The following is a 19,357-nucleotide window of genomic DNA, read 5'->3' on the forward strand; positions in this document are numbered from 1 at the left end:
TTGCCGGTACAGCCCACCCCCGCGCGTCCGTCCTGGGGACGAAACCGATACTGGGGGCATGAGACTCAGCCGCGCCGCCTCCTGGTTCCTGCTCGCCTTCGGAGTGTGGAGCTGGTTCATCTGGGTGTCCTTCGTCCGGAACCTGTGGAAGAACGGCAGTGGCCTGGCGTTTGACGCCGCGGGAGATCCGACGGCTTACTTCTGGGTCCACTTTCTCCTGGCCGTGACGTCCTTTCTCCTGGGGACGGCCGTTGGTGTGATCGGGCTGCGTGGCGTTCGCGCGTTGAGGCGTGCGCCGCGATGACCGTGGTGATCTTCGCGGCGGTCGCGCTGGCGGTGCTGGGGCTGCTGGTGCTGGTCCACCGGTGGCTGTGGATCCGCCTGGTCCGCGACACGACGCGGCCGGGCGGGGCCTGGCGCCGGGCGGGCACGGCCCTGGCCTTCGCGCTGCCGGCCCTCGCGGTGGCGGCCCTGACCGTCGGGCGCGCGGGCGCGCCGTTCTGGCTCCAGCGGGCCGTGTCCTGGCCGGGCTTCATGTGGCTGGCGGTGCTGCTGTACCTCACGCTGGCGATGCTCGTGGCCGAACCCGCCCGAGCCCTCCTCCTCCGGAGGTCACACCCCCGACCCCCCAAGCCCGCGCCGCCCGGCGACCCCGCCCCGGCCGTACCGGCGGGTGCGCCTGCGGCAAGCCGGAGCGCCGCCCCGGGCCCAGCGCCTCAATCGCCGGCGGGGCTGGGTAGTGCCGCCGCGGCCGTTCCGGCGGGTGCGGGGCTGGGTGATGCGGCCTCGGCCGTGCCTGCGGGGAGCGGTGCCACGGCCCCGGCCGTGCCGGGGCTCGGTGGTGCGGCCCCGGCCGTACCGGCGGGGCTCGGCGCGCGGAGCGATGCCGTGGCGGGGGCTGGGGCGGAGCCCCAGGTTCGGGAAGGGGCGGGTGGGGGAACAGCGCCGCAGGCCCCCACCGACACCCCCGGCGGCGCCGTGGCGACCGGGGTCACCGGGGTCACCCCGGTGGCCGGGGGCGGCTCCGGGGCGGGGGACGGCTTGAGTCGGCGGAGGTTCGTCGCGCGGGTCGTCGGTGGGGCGGCGGTGGCCGCGGCCGCGGGGACCGTCGGGTACGGGACGTACGGCGTCATGCGCGGGCCCCGCGTCAAGAGGGTGACGGTGCCGCTCGCCAAGCTGCCGCGCGCGGCGCACGGGTTCCGGATCGCCGTCGTCAGCGATGTCCACCTCGGCCCGATCCTCGGCCGAGCCCACACCGCCCGCATCGTCGACACCGTCAACCGCACCCAGCCCGACCTCATCGCCATCGTCGGCGACCTCGTGGACGGCAACGTGCACGACCTCGGCCCCGCCGCCGAGCCGCTGCGCGGCCTCCGGGCCCGCCACGGCTCGTACTTCGTCACCGGCAACCACGAGTACTTCTCCGGCGCCCAGCAGTGGATCGACCACGTCCGCGAGCTCGGCCTGACGCCGCTGGAGAACGCCCGCCGCCCGCTCCCCCTCTTCGACCTCGCCGGTGTCAACGACGTCCAGGGGGAGAGCGAGGGCCACGGCCCGGACTTCGAGGCGGCCCTCGGCGACCGGGACCGGTCCCGCGCCGCCGTGCTCCTGGCCCACCAGCCGATCGTCATCCACGACGCCGTCCGGCACGGCGTGGACCTCCAGCTGTCCGGCCACACCCACGGCGGCCAGCTCTGGCCCGGCAACTACCTCGCCGAGCTCGCCAACCCCACCGTCGCCGGCCTGGAGCGCTACGGGGACACCCAGCTCTACGTCTCCCGGGGCGCGGGCGCCTGGGGACCCCCGGTCAGGGTCGGGGCGCCGTCCGACATCACGGTCGTCGAGCTCGCCTCGTACCAGGCCTAGGGCCTGTCGGCCGCCGGGTCCCGGTCGGCGTCCGACGCGCGCTTGCGCGACACCGCCGTCTGGGCCATGCCCGGCAGGAAGTCCGCGAACAGTTCGTGGAGCTCCCGCACCAGCGGCCGCAGCACCCGGAACCGGGCCAGCACTATGCCCCGCGTCGTGAGCTGCGCGCCGCGCTCGGCCAGGCGGCGGGTCTTCTCGCTGTCCGGGGAGCGGTCGAAGACCCAGTACAGGACCAGGCCCATCTGCGAGAGCCACATCAGCTCCGGCAGTACGTCGGCCAGCTCCTCCGGCACCTTCGTCTTCGCGCCCGCCAGCACCTCGCGGTGCATGTCGATGGCCGCCTTGCGCGCGGGCTCCGACTCCGGCGAGAAGGGGCTGAGCGGACTCTCGGGGTCCGCGGCGTTCTTGAAGAACTGGGACGCGAACTCGTGGTAGGGGGCGGCGATGTCCAGCCAGCTGGTCAGTACGCCCGCGAGCCGCTTCTGCAGGTCGGTCTCATGGTCCAGGATGGGCCGGACCGCCGCCTGGTGCGCGGCGCCGATCCGGTCGTAGAAGCCCTGGACGAGGTGTTCCTTCGACGCGAAGTAGTAGTAGGCGTTGCCGACCGAGACTCCCGCCTCCTTGGCGATGCCCCGCATGGTCGTCTTGTCGAAGCCGCGCTCCTGGAAGAGCCGGAGCGCGGTTTCGAGGATGAGCGTGCGGGTCTGCTCGCTCTTGGGAGCCTTCTGATCAGTCACGGTGTCCGACTTTATCGGGGTGTGGCGCACTGGTCGTCACAGGCCGGTTCTTCCGGCTCCGCTTCCCCGTCGCCACGGGCCGCCGACCGCCAGGCGGAGGCCGTGTACATGGCGGCCCGGGCGAAGGGCCGGCCGGCCGGGGTGGCCAGCCAGTTCGCCCTCGGCCGGTGCTCCGCCAGCGCCCACAGGCACACGATGAAGGCGTCCGTGCCGCTCCACACCTGGCCCGAGTCCCCGACCACGGTGATCTGGCGGAGCGTCCCCGCGTGGTCCAGCAGCGGGTACCGCCGGCGTGCCGCCTCGGATCCGGCCGGGACGAGCCGGAGCGGCACCAGCAGGCGCTGCCCGAGCAACCAGTGCCGGATGTGGACGCAGAGGGGGCAGTGGGCGTCGTACAGCACCGTGAGGTGCCGTACGGCCGCCCCCGGCGTCCCCGGCGCGACCGTCGGCGTGGCCATCGGTCAGGCCCCGGCCGGCGCGGTCCAGGCGTTCGGGGCGACCGGCGGGGTCTGCTGGCGCTCCATGATCCCCCGGCGGCGCATCTTGTTCAGCACCCACACGTTGCCGAGGTGCATGAAGCCGAGGACCAGCAGGACGACGCCGAGCTTGACCGACAGCGCCTCGAAGAGGCCGCGGGCTTCGAGGATCGTCTCGCCCGAGCGCAGGTAGAGGGCCACGAAGCCGATGTTCACGAGGTAGAACCCGACCACCAGGAGGTGGTTGACGGCGTCCGCGAGCTTCTCGTTGCCCTGGAGGACGTCCGCGATGAAGATCCGGCCGTTGCGGCTGAGGGTGCGGGCCACCCAGACGGTGAGGCCGATGCTGACGATCAGGTAGATGACGTACGCAACCACGGTGAGGTCCATTGCCCCAGCCCCCTTGAACGCGTTCAATTGCTGATGGGCATGACTGTAGACCCTCTTTTGAACAGGTTCAAGCGAACGGGCGGTCAGGTCAGCGGCGCAGGAAGTCCAGCAGCAGTCGCGTGGTCTCCGCCGGGCGTTCCAGGGAGGGCAGGTGGCCCGCCCACGGCAGCTCGACGTGGCGCGCGCCGGGGACGAGCGACGCCAGTTCGGCGGGGACGTCCCGGAAATCGGGGATGTCGTGCGCGCCCCCGACGGCGAGGACGGGCACCGTGACGGCCGTCAGGTCCACGGCGGGCTCGGGGAGCTCGTGCTCCCCGGAGGCCCCCAGGGCGCCCCGCAGGTTCCCCAGCTGCATGGTCCGTACGAGGGCGTGCGCGGCCGCGTCGGCGTCCGGGCCGAGCCACTGGCGGGCGTTCAGCTCGGCCGCGCCCTCCAGGTCGCCGGCGTCGAGCAGGGCGCCCTCGGCGGCGTTGAAGGCCAGCAGCGCCGGCCCGCGCCGCTGCGCGGGGCGGGCAGGGCAGAGCAGGGCCAGGGAACGCACCCGGTCCGGGTGCAGGGCGGCCAGCCGCAGCGCGACCCGGCCGCCGTACGAGGACCCGACGAACGCGGCGCGCTCGATGCCGAGGCGGTCCAGCAGGGCCAGCACGTCACCGTCGTCGCTGTACGGGGCCTCGGCGGCGGGGGAGTCCCCGCAGGTCCGGAAGTCCGCGCGGACCACCCGGAAGCCGGCCTCGGCCAGCGGGGCCCACTGGGGCTCCCACATCCGGCGGTCGCACACGGAGGAGTGCAGCAGCAGCACGGCGGGCCCGTTCGCGGGTCCCGCCACGTCATGAGAAATGATCATGGCCTGATCGTCCCGGACCCGTACCGCGCCGGCCACCCCTTTCCGGGGCGGCCGGCCGGGCACGCCGAATCGGACGCCGGATCAGACGCTCAGCGACCGCGCGTAGTTGATCTGGTTCATCACCCAGGCGTATGAGTTGGGGTCGGTCGCCGGGATCATCGTGGAGTGGTGGCGGCCGCCGCTGTGCACGGTGACCTGGATGTAGCCGGTCGTCCGCTTCTCCTTCATCAGCAGGAACAGCAGCCCGAGCAGGCAGAACAGGAAGAAGATGATGGCCAGCACGACCGCGTGGGCCGGCATCTTCTCCTCGGTGCGCGAGAGGTCCGTGGCGTTCCACATCGCGCCGCGCAGCGGCATCGTGCCCGACGGGGTGATGATCTGGTCCCCGGCGATGCTGATGTCCCCGATGGACAGGCCCTGGCCGGGAACCGCGCCGGGCCCGGGCCCGGGCGCGTACCCGGGTGCCGGCGGCTGCTGCGGAATCGGCAACCCCGCACCGCCAACGGTCGGCTGGTGCGCCGGAGGCTGCGGGTAGGGCTGCGGGTAACCGTAACTGGCCTGACCGGGGCCCCACTTGTAGTCACCCGGCGCCTGGCCGGGGTCACTCGCGTACGGATTCGGCTGCTGCTCACTCATACGGCCGATCCTTCCACAGGGCATCCCCGCGCACCGTACCCCCCGTCAGAACCCCTTCCCCACCCACCACTTACGGCCGGGTGACCTCCTCGCCGATCACCAGGCCCTTGGCGGGCCCCTCGGGGACGGTGACGGGGGTGCCGTACGAGACGGTGGTCTTGGTGGCGTAGGTCCCCTTGTCCGGGTCAGGGGAGCTGAACACGGTCACCGTGCCCTCATCGGTGAAGTCATCGATGACGACGTAGACCGGGATCCCGGCCAGGGCGTACCGCCGACGCTTCTCGTCCCGGCTGTGGGCGTCCGCGCCGGGGGCCACGACCCCGGCGACCAGGGACACCCGGGTCGCGTCCACGCCGCACCCTTCCTTGTCGCGGATCGCCGCCAGATCCTCGGACGCCACGAAGAGGCAGGGGGCGCACACCTTCCGGCCGTGGACGACGTCGATGTCCTGGTGGACCTGGAAGCCGCTGCCGGCGAGCCGGGCATCCAGGGCTCCACGGAGGCGGTGGGCGAGGACGTCGTGGCGACGGCGGCCGGGGGGCAGCACCTCGATGGCCGCTTCGATGATCTCGGCCCGGTAGCCCTCCGGAAGGTCCATGGCCTTCCGGGCCTGCCAGAGCACCTCATCGAGCCCTCGGTCACAGCAGGCCTCTTGGGCGAGAGCGGACATCGCGGGACCTCACAGGGCGAGTGCGGACGACGATCGGACAGGGGCGACGCCGGTGACCGTACCCCCGTCCGGGCCGGGCGTCCGCCCGGTGAAAGGTTCATCCGCGCGGACTCCACCCCTACGGACGACCAGACGACGAAGGCCCCGCCCCGGTGGTGAACACCGGGGCGGGGCCCTCGTACGAGCGGGGACCGGAGGTCAGAAGCGGCGCGTGATCAGGGCGCGCTTGACTTCCTGGATCGCCTTCGTGACCTCGATGCCGCGCGGGCAGGCATCGGTGCAGTTGAAGGTCGTGCGGCAGCGCCACACGCCGTCCTTGTCGTTCAGGATCTCCAGCCGCTGCTCGCCGGCCTCGTCGCGCGAGTCGAAGATGAAGCGGTGCGCGTTGACGATCGCCGCCGGGCCGAAGTACTGGCCGTCGTTCCAGAACACCGGGCACGAGGACGTGCACGCGGCGCACAGGATGCACTTGGTGGTGTCGTCGAAGCGCTCGCGGTCCTCGGCGGACTGCAGGCGCTCACGCGTCGGCTCGTTGCCGTTGGTGACCAGGAACGGCATGACGTCGCGGTACGCCTGGAAGAAGGGCTCCATGTCGACGACGAGGTCCTTCATCACCGTGAGGCCCTTGATGGCCTCGACGGTGATCGGCTTCTCCGGGTTGATGTCCTTGATCAGCGTCTTGCAGGCGAGCCTGTTCTTGCCGTTGATCCGCATCGCGTCGGAGCCGCAGATGCCGTGCGCGCACGAGCGACGGAAGGTCAGCGTGCCGTCGAGGTCCCACTTGATCTTGTGGAGACCGTCGAGCACGCGCTCCTTCGGGTCGATCTCGATCTGGAAGTCCTGCCACTGCGGCTCGTCCGAGATCTCGGGGTTGAAGCGGCGGATCCGGAACGTGACCGTGATGAAGGGCGAGGCCGCGGCCGCCGCCTCCATCTCGTCCGTCTTGGACAGGGTCGGGGTGGCCATCAGTACTTACGCTCCATCGGCTGGTAGCGGGTGACGACGACGGGCTTGTAGTCCAGCCGGACGGAGTCCTGGCCGTTGTCGTCGACCTCGCGGTACGCCATGGTGTGGCGCATGAAGTTGACGTCGTCGCGGTTCGGGTAGTCCTCGCGGTAGTGACCGCCGCGGGACTCCTTGCGCGCGAGCGCGGACACGGCCATGACCTCGGCCAGGTCGAGCAGGTTGCCCAGCTCGATGGCCTCCAGCAGGTCCGTGTTGAAGCGCTTGCCCTTGTCCTGGACGGACACGTTCTTGTAGCGCTCGCGCAGTTCCGCGATCTTGTCGACCGCGGTCTTGATGGTCTGCTCCGTACGGAAGACCATCACGCAGGCGTCCATCGTCTCCTGGAGCTCCAGGCGCAGTTCCGCGACCCGCTCCTTGCCCGTGGAGTTGCGCAGGTGCTCGACCAGGTCGGCCACCTGCTGCGCCGGGTTCTCGGGGAGCTCGACGTAGTCGTTCTCCTGCGAGTACTTCGCCGCGGCGATGCCCGAGCGCTTGCCGAAGACGTTGATGTCCAGCAGCGAGTTGGTGCCCAGACGGTTGGCGCCGTGCACCGACACGCACGCGACCTCGCCGGCCGCGTACAGGCCCGGGACGACGGTGGTGTTGTCCGCCAGGACCTCACCCTCGACGTTGGTCGGGATGCCGCCCATGGCGTAGTGCGCGGTGGGCTGGATCGGGATCGGGTCCGTGTACGGCTCGATGCCCAGGTAGGTGCGCGCGAACTCGGTGATGTCCGGGAGCTTGGCGTCGAGCTGCTCCGGCGGCAGGTGCGTCAGGTCCAGGTACACGTGGTCACCGGCGGGACCGCAGCCGCGGCCCTCGCGGATCTCGGTGTAGATGGAGCGCGAGACGACGTCACGGGACGCGAGGTCCTTCATGACCGGCGCGTACTTCTCCATGAAGCGCTCGCCGTCCTTGTTGCGGAGGATGCCGCCCTCACCGCGGGCGCCCTCCGTCAGCAGGATGCCCATGCGCCAGATGCCCGTCGGGTGGAACTGGAAGAACTCCATGTCCTCCAGCGGCAGGCCGCGGCGGTAGCAGGCCGCCTGGCCGTCACCCGTGAGGGTGTGCGCGTTGGAGGTCACCTTGAAGAACTTGCCGGTGCCGCCGGAGGCGTAGATGACGGCCTTCGCCTGGAACACGTGGATCTCGCCGGTGGCGAGCTCGTACGCGACCACACCGGCCGACTTCTTGACGCCGTCGACCTCGACCAGGAGCTGGTCCAGGACGTAGAACTCGTTGAAGAACTCCACGCCCTCCTTGACGCAGTTCTGGTACAGCGTCTGGAGGATCATGTGGCCCGTGCGGTCCGCGGCGTAGCAGGACCGGCGGACCGGCGCCTCGCCGTGGTTGCGGGAGTGACCGCCGAAGCGGCGCTGGTCGATGGTGCCGTCCGGCGTGCGGTTGAACGGCAGGCCCATCTTCTCCAGGTCGAGGACCGCGTCGATGGCCTCCTTCGCCAGGATCTCGGCGGCGTCCTGGTCGACCAGGTAGTCACCGCCCTTGACCGTGTCGAAGGTGTGCCACTCCCAGTTGTCGTCCTCCACGTTGGCCAGCGCGGCGGCCATGCCGCCCTGCGCGGCACCCGTGTGGGAGCGGGTGGGGTAGAGCTTCGTCAGCACCGCGGTGCGGCTGCGCTTCGTCGACTCGATGGCGGCGCGCATGCCCGCGCCACCCGCGCCGACGATGACGGTGTCGTACTTGTGGATCTTCATTGGTTTCGCCTCAGCCCCGTTGCCTAGCGGATGTTCGGGTCGAAGGTGAAGATCACCAGCGTGCCCAGAAGGATGGTGAACACCGTGGCGGTGTAGAGCAGGCCCTTCAGCCACAGCCGCGTGTTGGCGCGCTCCGCGTAGTCGTTGATGACGGTACGCAGACCGTTGGAGCCGTGCAGCATGGCCAGCCACAGCATCAGCAGGTCCCAGACCTGCCAGAACGGGGACGCCCAGCGGCCCGCCACGAAGGCGAAGCCGATCTTGGAGACGCCGCCGTCCAGCACCAGCTGGATCAGCAGGTGGCCGATGACGAGCACCACGAGGACGATGCCCGAGAGGCGCATGAAGAGCCAGGCGACCATCTCGAAGTTGCCGCGGGTCGAGCGCGGCGTCTTGCCGGTGCGCTTGCGCGGGGCTTCGATGTAGGGCGCCGGGTTGTCGACGTCGTAGAGGCTCACGTCCTCCACCGCGCCGGCCGCCTGGGCGGAGGAAGCGTCAGAAACTGTGTTGTTCGAAGACATGGCGCGCGTCACTTCCCGAACAGTTCAGCAGCTGCGTGGCCCAGTACGGGGTACAGGGCGCCGATCATCAGGAAGACCCAGAGGGACACGACCCACCAGAGCATGTGCTTCTGGTAGCGCGGGCCCTTGGACCAGAAGTCCACGGCGATGACACGGAGACCGTTGAGCGCGTGGAAGAGGATTGCGGCGACGAGGCCGTACTCCAGCAGCGCGACGATCGGATTTTTGTAGGTAGCCACGACATCGTCGTACGCCTCGGGAGAGACGCGGACGAGAGCGGTGTCGAGGACGTGTACGAACAGGAAGAAGAAAATGAGGACGCCGGTGACTCGATGAGCCACCCAGGACCACATTCCTTCCCGGCCGCGGTACAACGTTCCAGCCGGCACGGAAAACCCTCCGGAAGCGGGGCGGGGGCCAGCCGGCTTCGTTGTCGGTCGGGCCCGGCCGGGTACGGTCCACCGGCCCCGGACATCGTAGCGACGCTTTGTCGGTTCCTTCGCGCGGGGGTCATCGGTGTGATCAAACAGGCACGGACGGGCTATCCCACAGGGGAAAATAGCCCGAAATCCGCTGCGAACAGCCCATTGCCCGGGGCCGCCCGGTCCAACAGCCGCGGCAGTCGGTCCATCAGGTCGGCGAGTCGGGCCTGCGCGAGGCGGCGCAGCTCGTCCGCGGAGATGGCCCGCTCCTCGTCGATCTCGTGGGTCATGCGGCGCCGGATCGCGCCCAGCAGCTGGTCCGCCCGCTCCTCCGGGGGGTGTCCGGCCAGGCAGATCACGAAGGCGTGGCCGAAGGTGCGCTCGTACTGCGCGTGGGCCGCGTCGAGCGCGAGCAGCGCCGCGTACGGGGCGCCGCGGCCCAGCTCCGCCGGGAACTCGCCGCTCAGCGCCTCGGTGAGGTCCGCCTGCGAGAGGTCGTACGAGGCCTCGTCCGCGGCGGCGAGCAAAGACGCGGCGTCGGGGTAGGGGCGGTGGGTGGCGACGCGGTGGGCCCAGCGCCGGCTTCCGCAGCAGTGCAGCAGGATGGCGTGGGCGTCTTCGTGGGAGAGGGCGTTGAACCGCGTCAGCCCGGGGCCGTGGCCGGGGGCTCCGCCGGGGACGGTGGAGCGCCCCCCGGGCTTCGCCCCGGGAGTGCCCCGCTCACCCCCAGGGGCCTGTGCCGGAAGGTGGCTGGACAGCGGGGGGCTCCTCGGTGCGCGGCGCGGGTGTGCCGCCACGCTATCGAGGCGCGGCCGGGTGTGCTGTACCCGAATGAGGTTTTCACCCGGAAGTGAGCCGAAAGGATGACGTGAGGCATGTGTGAACGCGCCGGACCCACTGAACGGGCGACCCCGCGGGGCCGTGTGAGGGGGAGGACGACCGAGGCCGCCACCCCCCACAGGAGAGGCCCCGGTCGCCATCCGTCACGGACTCGTGCGACAAGCCCGTACTCCAGTCAGCGCCTCGGGTGCGTTTTGTGTCACACCTCGCTCCGCGCAGGTTTGGTTGCAGGTTGTACAACTCGTGGACGAAGGTGCCTGAAAGCCGTAACGTGCTGATTTGCGCCACACGTACAGGACAGTGAACGGGTTGGGGACTTTGCTGGGGGACGACGCGGAGCTGACCGCCGCGGTGCTCGCGGCACAGCACGGCGATGAGAACGCGTTCCGTACTGTGTACCGCGCCGTGCACCCGCGCCTGCTCGGATACGTACGGACGCTCGTCGGCGACGGCGACGCGGAGGACGTCACTTCCGAGGCCTGGCTGCAGATCGCCCGCGACCTCGATTCCTTCACCGGCGACGCGGACCGCTTCCGGGGCTGGGCCGCCCGCATCGCCCGCAACCGCGCCCTCGACCACATCCGGATGCGCGGCCGCCGCCCCGCGATAGGCGGCGACGAGAGCGAACTCACGAACCACACCGCCGACAGCGATACGGCGGGCCTCGCGATGGAGTCCCTGTCCACCGGCCGCACCATGGCGCTGATAGCCCGCCTCCCGCAGGACCAGGCCGAGGCCGTCGTGCTCCGGGTGGTCGTCGGACTCGACGCGAAGAGCGCGGCGGAGACCCTCGGCAAGCGCCCGGGCGCCGTCCGCACCGCCGCCCACCGGGGCCTGAAGAAGCTGGCGGAGCTGCTCAGCAGCGAACTGGCCGAGGAGGGGGCTTCCGGAACCGGCCCTCCGGTCGGCCATAATGCCGGAGGCCGGACGCGGGACGGCGGAGGCGAGAGGGATCTCGATGCCGTTCCGGCGCAGCGCGGCCCCGGCGGGAGCCTCGTAGAACAAACCGGTGTGACGCATTCACGTTGGCGGACGCAGAAGGACATGTGATGGCCGACGAGCGCAACAGGTGGCTGGACCAGGCCGCGGCGGACGAACTGCTGCGCGGAGCACCGGTCGGACCTGTCGCCGACCAGCGTGCCCGGGCCGAGGCCGACCGCCTCCGCGCCGCCCTCGACACCCTCGCCCCGACCCTCCCGCACCCGGCCGCCGGCCCGGAGCTGCCCGGCGAGGCCGCCGCCCTGGCCGCCTTCCGCGCGGCGCACGGCACGGTCCGGCCCGAGGAGCCCGGGTCGGCGGCGGCCCACGAACCCCTGGTGGAACTCGGCCGCGAGGACCACCGCGCGGCCGAACTCCTCGTACGCACCCGCCCGCCGCGGCGGAATACGGCCGTCCGGTTCGGGCTGGCGGCCGCGCTGGCGAGCGTCGCCGTCGGCGGACTGGCCGCGGCCGTCGGGACCGGGCTGCTGGACCAGGGCTCGCACACCTCCGCCGGACCGCTGCCGTCGGTGTCCGTGAGCACCGGGGGGAATCCGGCGCCGACCGGGGACGGCGGTGGCCTGCGGCCGCTGCGCTCCCCGCAGGCGCGGCCCACCGAGCCGTTCGGCGGCGGCGGCTTCGCCTCCGTCGGACCCTCGCACTCGCCCGGCCAGGACGCCGGCGTGGACGCGGCCCCGGACCCGGACGGGCATGCGGCGGTGGGCGGCGCCGCCGGGACCTCCTCGCCGCCCGCCTCCGGCGGCGGCGCCGTCAAGGACGGCGGCCAGGACCGGCCGACGGCCGGCACCAAGGAGCGCGAGCGGGACCGCGACCGCGACCGGGAGAACACGGTCAAGGCCGCCGACCTGTGCGAGGCCTACCGGGCGGGGCAGATGAACGACGACCGGCGCGAGCGGCTGTCGAAGCTGGCCCGGGGCACCGCGCGGATCGCGAGGTACTGCGAGGCGCTGCTGGACGTGGCCCGCGACGGCGACATCGCCGGCGCCACGGGGACCTCCAGCGGTTCGGGGCGGTCGACGACCGACGGCCCCGGCCCCGGGAGCGACGCCCTACAGGCCCCGACCCCGACCGCCACGCGCGGATCGCTCGGCTTCCGCAGCCGGCTGTAACGCGTCCCGGCCCCCCGTCACACACGGCTGTAACACTTTTCGAGCCGCCGGCGCAGTACATATCGAGCCGACTGGTCATCGGCCGCGCATGAGCCGGGGTTCCCCCCGTACCTCTGGGCTCTGCGCAACCGGCGCGGGCGGGACACGTTCCCCCGGTCCCGCCCGCGCCCATTAATCTCCGGACCCGCCGACGACCCGGCGGGGTCCGGTCACCAGTAGACGACGACCTTGTCGCCGACCTTCACGTCGTCGAAGAGCTTCGACAGCTTGGCCTTGTCACGGACGTTGACGCAGCCGTGCGAGGCGCCGCCGTAGCCGCGGGCCGCGAAGTCCGCGGAGTAGTGCACCGCCTGGCCGCCGCTGAAGAACATCGCGTACGGCATGGGCGTGTGGTAGATCGTCGACGTCCACTCCTTGGCCTTCCAGCCCACGTCGAACACGCCCTCGCGGGTCGGGGTGTTCTCCGAGCCGAAGCGGACGTCCATCGTGGAGACCACCTTGCCGTCGATCATCCAGGCGAGGGTGCGGCTCTCCTTGCTGATGCACATCACCCGGCCCGTCATACAGCGCGGGTCCGGCGCGTCGACCTCGTTGACGGTCGGCGGGCGCAGTTCGTCCGCGGTGGGCTTCTTGGTCAGGCCCTGGATCTTCTTCCAGGTCTGCGCGTCCACGGAGCCGCTCGCGGTGAGCCCGTTCTTCGACTGGAAGGACTTGACCGCCGCCGTCGTCTTCGACCCGTAGAAGCCGGTGGGCGCGACGGCCATCAGCTTGAGCTGCTTCAGGCGGGCCTGGAGCTCGCGCACCTGCTCGCTGTCGTCGCCGTTCGCCATGATCGCCTTGACGGACGGCGAGGCCGACGGGGAGGAGGAGGCGGACGCGGAGGCGGAGGGGGAAGCCGAAGACGCGGAGGGGGACGGCGACGCGGAGGAATCGCCGGCCGGCTTGTCGTCGGAGGAGGGGGAACTCTCGGGGGTGGTGACCGCCGCGGACGCGGAGGGGGCCGTGGGAGCGGAGCCGGTGTTCTCCGTCTTCTGCGGCCCACAGGCGGTCGCGGCGAGCGCGACGGCGGTGGCCAGGCCGAGCGTGCGGGCCATTACTCTCTGGCGGTGCATGGCGGTCCCCCGAATTCCCAGTCGTGTTGTCTGCGTTTATCTAGGTGATGCCTGCCGGGCGTGGAGAGTTGCGCCCGGCCGTCCGATGTTGCGCCATTGTGACCGGGGCCCGGACCGGGCCGTCGCGGCGGAAGTACCCCCAGTGCGGAGGGTCACGGGCAGATGGCGAACACCGAGAGCGGGATCCCGATCGAACCCGTCTACGGGCCGGCGGCCCTGACGGACTGGGACCCGACGGACAAACTGGGTGAACCAGGGTCATATCCCTACACCCGGGGGGTCTATCCCACGATGTACACGGGCCGGCCCTGGACCATGCGGCAGTACGCCGGGTTCGGCACGGCCGCCGAGTCCAACGCCCGGTACCGCCAGCTCATCGAGGGCGGCGGCACCGGGCTCTCGGTCGCCTTCGACCTGCCCACCCAGATGGGGCACGACTCCGACGCCCCGCTCGCGCACGGTGAGGTCGGCAAGGTCGGCGTGGCCGTCGACTCCGTCGAGGACATGCGGGTGCTGTTCGAGGGGATCCCGCTCGACCGGGTCTCCACCTCGATGACCATCAACGCGCCCGCCGCCCTGCTCCTGCTGCTGTACCAGCTCGTCGCCGAGGAACACGGCATCCCGGGCGAGCGGCTGACGGGGACGATCCAGAACGACGTCCTGAAGGAGTACATCGCGCGCGGCACCTACATCTTCCCGCCCGGCCCCTCCCTGCGGCTGACCGCCGACACCTTCCGCTACTGCCGGGCCGAGATCCCCCGGTGGAACACCATCTCCATCTCCGGCTACCACATGGCCGAGGCCGGGGCCTCGCCCGCGCAGGAGGTCGCCTTCACCCTCGCCGACGCGATCGCGTACGTCCGTACCGCCATCGGCGCGGGCATGGCGGTGGACGAGTTCGCGCCCCGGCTGTCGTTCTTCTTCGTCGCCCGCACCACGCTCCTGGAGGAGGTCGCGAAGTTCCGCGCCGCCCGGCGGATCTGGGCCCGCGTCATGCGGGAGGAGTTCGGGGCGCGGGACCCGAAGTCGCAGATGCTGCGCTTCCACACCCAGACGGCCGGGGTCCAGCTGACGGCGCAGCAGCCCGAGCTGAACCTCGTACGGGTCGCCGTACAGGGGCTGGCCGCCGTGCTGGGCGGGACCCAGTCGCTGCACACCAACTCCTTCGACGAGGCGATCGCGCTGCCGACGGAGAAGTCGGCGCGGCTCGCCCTGCGCACGCAGCAGGTGCTGGCGTACGAGACGGACGTACCGCACACGGTGGACCCCTTCGCGGGGTCGTACGCGGTGGAGCGCATGACCGACGAACTGGAGGCGGCGGCGCTCGCGCTGATGCGGCGGGTCGAGGACCTGGGCGGCGCGGTCGCCGCGATCGAGGCCGGGTTCCAGAAGGGCGAGATCGAGCGGAACGCGTACCGGATCGCGCGGGAGCAGGAGAGCGGGGAGCGGGTGGTGGTCGGCGTCAACCGCTTCGCGCTCGCGCGGGAGGAGCCGTACGCACCGCTGCGGGTCGACCCGGCGATCGAGGCCCGCCAGTGCGAGTCGCTCGCGCGCCTGCGGGCGACCCGCGACACCCCGGCGGTGACCGCCGCCCTCACGGCCCTGCGCGAAGCGGCGGCGGGCCCGGCGAACGTCCTCTACCCGATGAAGGAAGCCCTCCGCGCCCGCGCCACGATCGGCGAGGTCTGCACCACCCTGCGCGAGGTCTGGGGGACGTACGAGCCGACCGGTTCCACATGGTGAAACCGGGTGGCGCGACAGGCGCGTACCCGTGCGACACTCCTGCACATGCTGGGTGTCACGGATCTGCCGACCTATATCGCCGGCCTCATATTGATCATTTTGTTGCCGGGGCCGAATTCGCTCTACGTGCTTTCCGTCGCCGCGCGGCGCGGGGTGCGGACCGGGTACAAGGCCGCCGCCGGGGTGTTCACCGGGGACGCCGTGCTGATGGTGCTCGCCGCCGCCGGGGCGGCCTCGCTGCTGCGGACCAGTCCGATGCTGTTCGGCGTCGTCAAGCTGCTCGGCGCCGGGTACCTCACCTGGCTCGCCATCGGCATGATGCGCGGCGCCTGGGCGCTGTGGCGCTCCCGCCACGGCGAGGAGGGCGTCGCGGCGGAGGCCGCCGCCCCGGAGGGCGACACCGAGCGGCCGTACCGGCGGGCGCTGCTGATCAGCCTGTTCAACCCGAAGGCGATCCTGTTCCTGGTCTCCTTCTTCGTGCAGTTCGTGGACCCCGGCTACGCCTACCCGGCGCTGTCCTTCCTGGTCCTCGGCGCGCTGCTGCAGACCGGCAGCTTCCTCTACCTCACGCTGCTGATCTTCGGCGGGACCCGCCTCTCGGAGGCCTTCCGCCGCCGCAAGCGGCTCTCCGTCGGCGCGACCTCGGCGGCGTCCGTCCTCTTCCTCGGGTTCGCCGCCAAGCTCGCCGTCAGTTAGCCGGCCGGTCGGCGCGGTCGGCCGGCGGACCGTCAGCCGTCGAGGAGTCTGCGGAGTTTCGGGCCCAGCGGGCGTTCCACCAGCCGGTGGATCCCCCAGGCCAGGGCCAGCATGAACACCAGCGTCAGCGCGAAGGTGGCCGGCGCCGGGATGCCCGCCCCGCGGTGCAGGGCCTTGATGACCACCCACCCCAGGTGCTCGTGCACCAGGTAGAACGGGTACGTCAGCGCCCCCGCCACCGTCAGCCACCTCCAGCGCGCCCACGCCAGCTTGCCGAGGGCGACCAGGGCGACGGCCGCGAACCCGGCCGTGACGATCGCGATGATCACCAGCGAGCTGCGGTACGAGAAGAACTTCGGGTTCGGCGCGTGCCACAGCCCCGCCACCGCGTAGTGCTGCCCGATCAGCCAGCCGGTCAGGGCCACGGCCCAGGCCAGCCGGTCGCGGTGGTCGCGGTGCACCAGGTACAGGCCGATGCCGCCGATGAAGAACGGCGCGTACTGCGGCATCAGGGCCTGGCTGAGGAACGCCTTGCCCGCCGGGTCGCCCGCGTCGACGAGGACGGCGGCGACGGTCCAGACCCCGCAGAACAGCAGGGTCCGGCGGCGGCCGCCGCCCGGCAGGACCACGCAGAGCGCGAACAGGACGTAGAACCGCAGCTCGACCCAGAGCGTCCAGCACACCCCGAGCACCCGGTCGGCGCCCAGCGGCTGCTGGAGCATCGTCAGGTTGAGCAGGAAGTCGGAGGGCGAGACCGCCTCGACCGCGACCGTGACCAGGATCAGTGCCACCCAGTACGCCGGGTAGAGCCGGGCGGCCCGCGAGGCGGCGAAGGCGCGGACCGTACGGCCCTGGGCGCTCATGCAGATCACGAAGCCGCTGATGACGAAGAAGATCTGGACGCCGAGCGGGCCGTACGCGAACCAGGTCGAGGCCTCGGGGAACATCTTGTTCGGGGACGCCCCCCAGGCCTTGGCCACCTCCCCGCCGCGCCCGCCGTAGTGGTACCCGGCGACCATCAGCGCGGCGAGCAGCCGCAGCCCGTCCAGGGCGCGCAGCCGGTCGCCCCCGGCCTTCGGCGCGGGTCCGGCCCCGGTGCGCGCGGCCGGTATCGCCGGGGCGGCGGTCATCGCCTGCCCCGCATCCGGCGGACCCGCCGGACCTGGCGGACGGCGCGGCGCACGGCCGGGCTGCGGGTGAGGAAGGTCAACTGGGCGGGGATGCCGCCGGGCAGCCCCTGGCTCGCCAGCCGGCGCCGGCTGAAGTAGCGCCAGGTGCGCTCGTCGAGGTGGCGGGTCAGGTACGCCTCGGCCGCCCCGCGGTGTTCGACGAGGATCCGCGGCTGCATCGCGAAGCCGACGGCGCTCAGCAGGCCGCCCAGCCGGGAGGAGACCTCCTCGGGGCCGGGGGCGCTCCAGCCGCGCACGGCGTCGGTGTCGGCGAGGTCGGGGAGCAGCGCGTCGACCACGGTGAGCGGGACGCGGTTGCTGTTCTGGTACGGGGAGAGGCGGCCGAGCACCGTCTTCGTGCCGGCGCGGGCGACGGGCAGCCCGAACAGGGTGGCGGCCGTCAGCAGCCCGGTGGAGAAGCAGCCGACGACCAGCGCCGGGCGGACCCGCTGGTACAGCACCTCGGCGAGCACCGGGCTGTCCAGCACGGTCAGGCGGGCGCCGAGCCGCTCGGCCTCGGCCTCGGCCCGGCGGGCGTACAGGGCGGGGGCGCTGGGGTGCGGCTTGAAGACGAGCTCCCGGTGGCCCAGGGCGAACGCGCCGCGGACCATCTCGGCGTGCAGTTCCTCCTCCTGGGCGGGGCTGATCAGGTCGAGGGCGGAGAGGTACTGGCCGAGCAGCAGCGCCGGGGCCTCCTCGGAGGCGGGCGGGCGCGCGCCGTCCGGGGCGACGGCCGCGAGCTCGGCGAGGACCTTGAGGAACTCCTCGGTCGGCACCAGCTCGGCCGGTACGCCGAACTCGGTGAGCAGCAGCGGCTCCAGCCCGGGTACGAGGTCCAGGTGCAGCACCCGCCGCACCCGCATCCCGATCTGCGGGTCGAGCCGGACGCGGGTGGGCCCGTAGCTCATCAGTCCGTCGGCGTAGACGTCGACGGCGGCGCCGGGGAAGAGCTGGCACAGGCTCTGCGCGGGCGGCACCTGGAGGGACTCCACGATCAGCTCGACGCGGTCGTCGCCGAGTCCCCACAGGGTGCGCAGGTGGCGCTCCCAGAGGGGGACGTCGTCCGCGCGCGGGGACCAGGAGCTCGGGTGCTGCGGCTCGATGACGGCGTTCCAGTCGAGGACCTCGTCGAAGCGGGTGCTCAGGGTGGCGAAGCCGGGCATGTCGGCGAGCCGGGGGCTGACCTCGGCGGCGAGGGCGTGGTCGCTGGTCAGCAGGATCCGGCGGTCGGCGGCCGGGAAGCTGCCGGCGTCCACGGCGGCGGCGAGGGTGGCCGTCCCGTAGAGGGTGGAGCCGATGAAGATCTGCGTCAGGCTCACGCTGCCGCCCCCGACGGGGTGCGGCGGCGGAGCCTGCGCAGCAGGGCGGAGCGGTCGGCGTCCATCGAGGCCAGGGCCTGGTCCAGGACGTCCTGGGGCATGCGCCCGAGCGCGGCCGCGCTCATCGAACGGAGTTTCTTGGCCACGGCCGGTTCGAACCTTTCAAGAGACCCGTTGTGGTGCGCGATGATCGCACAATACGTTCGCACGGCTTTCGGGAGCAGAAGATCACATTCCCGGTCGGCCGCGGTTTCCGAAATCACCTGGTCAAATGCGCGCATGAAATCGAGCTGGCGCTCGTCGCCGATCTGCGTCAGCGAGGTGGAAACCCCGCGACGGTAGAAGATTCCGGGCATTCCGACCGCCGCGAAGGATTTCGCCTCCCGGTGCAGCCGCCAGATCCAGGGCCGGTCCTCGGCCGTCCGCAGCCCGTCGGTGAAGTGCAGCAGGCCCCGGTCCAGCAGCCGCCGGTGGTACATCCCGGCCCAGGCGTACGGATAGTCCACCGAGGTGGCCCGGTCCGCGGGCAGGATCCCCGAACGCGGATCGGCGACGACCCCGTGCGCACCGAAGGGAACGCGCTGCACGGAGCGGGCCCGCCCGGTGACCCTGACATGGTCGTTGCGGACGAAATCGCAGTTCAGGGCCTCAATGGCGGCCACCATACGGGCCAGGTGGCCCGGCGCCAGCCAGTCGTCGCCGTCCATGAAGGCGAGGTACTCGCCCCGGGCCGCGTCCAGACCGGTGTTCCGCGCGGTCGCCAGACCGCCGTTGCGCTCGTGGCGCAGGTGCACCGCGCCGGGCAGCTCCCGCGCGGCCCGTTCCAGAAGGTCGGGAGTCCCGTCCGTCGAGTGGTCGTCGACGAGCAGGAACTCGAAGTCGTCCCGGGCGTTGAGCGCGAGACTTTTCAGGGCATCCGGTGCATATGTCTGCACGTTGTAGAACGGCACGACAACAGAGAGCTTGAACACCTGCGAGACGTTAGGCCGTCGTCCGGCATTCACCATGGCCCGCATACATATTCCATGTGAACGAAGCGGGGCGGGGGAGTTAACCGGTGCGGATTCGCATGACGTAGACGGGTTGTT

General features: G+C 71.6%; 21 protein-coding genes. 6 read left to right on the forward strand and 15 right to left on the reverse strand.

Features of this window, described 5'->3' with window-relative positions; all coding sequences use genetic code 11:
• Window positions 1-58 precede the first annotated feature (58 nt).
• Complete coding sequence (locus EES41_RS22360) at window positions 59-304, forward strand: SCO4848 family membrane protein (RefSeq protein ID WP_008744012.1); 246 nt, start codon at window positions 59-61, stop codon at window positions 302-304.
• Window positions 301-1,866, forward strand: coding sequence for a metallophosphoesterase (locus EES41_RS22365; RefSeq protein ID WP_123080028.1), 1,566 nt, complete (start codon window positions 301-303; stop codon window positions 1,864-1,866). Before EES41_RS22360 ends, EES41_RS22365 begins: the two co-directional genes overlap by 4 nt.
• On the opposite strand, the gene EES41_RS22370 is transcribed toward EES41_RS22365, so the two are convergent.
• From EES41_RS22370 to EES41_RS22420, 11 genes are all read right to left on the reverse strand, one after another.
• A complete protein-coding gene (locus EES41_RS22370; RefSeq protein WP_123082629.1) occupies window positions 1,863-2,603 on the reverse strand; it encodes a TetR family transcriptional regulator in 741 nt (246 codons plus the stop codon). The genes EES41_RS22365 and EES41_RS22370 overlap by 4 nt on opposite strands.
• A gap of 11 nt (window positions 2,604-2,614) precedes the next feature.
• Window positions 2,615-3,061: a thiol-disulfide oxidoreductase DCC family protein gene (locus tag EES41_RS22375; protein WP_123080029.1), complete on the reverse strand. Its 447-nt coding sequence runs from the start codon at window positions 3,059-3,061 to the stop codon at window positions 2,615-2,617.
• 3 nt (window positions 3,062-3,064) lie between these two features.
• Window positions 3,065-3,469: a hypothetical protein gene (locus EES41_RS22380; protein WP_123080030.1), complete on the reverse strand. Its 405-nt coding sequence runs from the start codon at window positions 3,467-3,469 to the stop codon at window positions 3,065-3,067.
• An 88-nt stretch (window positions 3,470-3,557) separates the two neighbouring features.
• Complete coding sequence (locus EES41_RS22385; protein ID WP_123082630.1) at window positions 3,558-4,313, reverse strand: alpha/beta fold hydrolase; 756 nt, start codon at window positions 4,311-4,313, stop codon at window positions 3,558-3,560.
• A gap of 81 nt (window positions 4,314-4,394) precedes the next feature.
• Entirely contained in the window at window positions 4,395-4,949 is a 555-nt protein-coding gene (locus EES41_RS22390; RefSeq protein WP_164495911.1) for a hypothetical protein, read from the reverse strand.
• Window positions 4,950-5,019: 70 nt separating this feature from the next.
• Window positions 5,020-5,619, reverse strand: a complete 600-nt coding sequence (locus tag EES41_RS22395) for a Uma2 family endonuclease (protein ID WP_123080032.1) — start codon at window positions 5,617-5,619, stop codon at window positions 5,020-5,022.
• A 198-nt stretch (window positions 5,620-5,817) separates the two neighbouring features.
• Entirely contained in the window at window positions 5,818-6,585 is a 768-nt protein-coding gene (locus EES41_RS22400; protein ID WP_123080033.1) for a succinate dehydrogenase iron-sulfur subunit, read from the reverse strand.
• Window positions 6,585-8,339, reverse strand: a complete 1,755-nt coding sequence (sdhA, locus tag EES41_RS22405) for a succinate dehydrogenase flavoprotein subunit (protein ID WP_123080034.1) — start codon at window positions 8,337-8,339, stop codon at window positions 6,585-6,587. The genes EES41_RS22400 and sdhA overlap by 1 nt, the downstream gene beginning before the upstream one ends.
• Window positions 8,340-8,362: 23 nt before the next feature.
• On the reverse strand, window positions 8,363-8,860 hold the full coding sequence (locus tag EES41_RS22410) for a succinate dehydrogenase hydrophobic membrane anchor subunit (RefSeq protein ID WP_073773720.1): 498 nt from the start codon (window positions 8,858-8,860) through the stop codon (window positions 8,363-8,365).
• Between the two features lie 8 nt (window positions 8,861-8,868).
• Entirely contained in the window at window positions 8,869-9,249 is a 381-nt protein-coding gene (gene sdhC / locus EES41_RS22415; RefSeq protein ID WP_123080035.1) for a succinate dehydrogenase, cytochrome b556 subunit, read from the reverse strand.
• A 152-nt stretch (window positions 9,250-9,401) separates the two neighbouring features.
• The gene (locus EES41_RS22420; protein ID WP_241845916.1) at window positions 9,402-10,079 is read right to left on the reverse strand and encodes a 2-oxo-4-hydroxy-4-carboxy-5-ureidoimidazoline decarboxylase; all 678 of its coding nucleotides are present in this window, start codon (window positions 10,077-10,079) and stop codon (window positions 9,402-9,404) included.
• 361 nt (window positions 10,080-10,440) lie between these two features.
• Between EES41_RS22420 and EES41_RS22425 the strand changes: the two genes are divergently transcribed.
• Entirely contained in the window at window positions 10,441-11,172 is a 732-nt protein-coding gene (locus EES41_RS22425) for an RNA polymerase sigma factor (protein ID WP_123080036.1), read from the forward strand.
• Window positions 11,172-12,230 (forward strand): hypothetical protein, encoded by a 1,059-nt coding sequence (locus EES41_RS22430; protein ID WP_123080037.1) that lies wholly within the window; start codon window positions 11,172-11,174, stop codon window positions 12,228-12,230. Before EES41_RS22425 ends, EES41_RS22430 begins: the two co-directional genes overlap by 1 nt.
• Before the next feature lie 209 nt (window positions 12,231-12,439).
• Here the strand turns inward: EES41_RS22430 and EES41_RS22435 are convergent, their stop codons facing one another.
• A complete protein-coding gene (locus EES41_RS22435) occupies window positions 12,440-13,342 on the reverse strand; it encodes a L,D-transpeptidase family protein (protein ID WP_164495912.1) in 903 nt (300 codons plus the stop codon).
• A gap of 162 nt (window positions 13,343-13,504) precedes the next feature.
• Between EES41_RS22435 and EES41_RS22440 the strand changes: the two genes are divergently transcribed.
• Complete coding sequence (locus tag EES41_RS22440) at window positions 13,505-15,085, forward strand: methylmalonyl-CoA mutase (RefSeq protein WP_123080038.1); 1,581 nt, start codon at window positions 13,505-13,507, stop codon at window positions 15,083-15,085.
• 45 nt (window positions 15,086-15,130) lie between these two features.
• The gene (leuE, locus tag EES41_RS22445; protein WP_123080039.1) at window positions 15,131-15,781 is read left to right on the forward strand and encodes a leucine efflux protein LeuE; all 651 of its coding nucleotides are present in this window, start codon (window positions 15,131-15,133) and stop codon (window positions 15,779-15,781) included.
• A gap of 32 nt (window positions 15,782-15,813) precedes the next feature.
• Here the strand turns inward: leuE and EES41_RS22450 are convergent, their stop codons facing one another.
• The 3 genes from EES41_RS22450 to EES41_RS22460 are packed head-to-tail and all read right to left on the reverse strand — an operon-like array spanning window position 15,814 to window position 19,240.
• Window positions 15,814-16,911 carry an acyltransferase gene (locus tag EES41_RS22450; RefSeq protein ID WP_073773714.1) on the reverse strand — a complete coding sequence of 366 codons (1,098 nt, stop codon included), beginning with the start codon at window positions 16,909-16,911 and terminating at the stop codon, window positions 15,814-15,816.
• On the reverse strand, window positions 16,908-18,263 hold the full coding sequence (locus tag EES41_RS22455) for a polysialyltransferase family glycosyltransferase (RefSeq protein ID WP_123082632.1): 1,356 nt from the start codon (window positions 18,261-18,263) through the stop codon (window positions 16,908-16,910). The genes EES41_RS22450 and EES41_RS22455 overlap by 4 nt, the downstream gene beginning before the upstream one ends.
• A gap of 2 nt (window positions 18,264-18,265) precedes the next feature.
• Window positions 18,266-19,240: a glycosyltransferase family 2 protein gene (locus tag EES41_RS22460; protein ID WP_123080040.1), complete on the reverse strand. Its 975-nt coding sequence runs from the start codon at window positions 19,238-19,240 to the stop codon at window positions 18,266-18,268.
• Window positions 19,241-19,357 lie beyond the last annotated feature (117 nt).

This window comes from Streptomyces sp. ADI95-16, from assembly GCF_003721495.1.
Lineage (GTDB): Bacteria > Actinomycetota > Actinomycetes > Streptomycetales > Streptomycetaceae > Streptomyces > Streptomyces goshikiensis.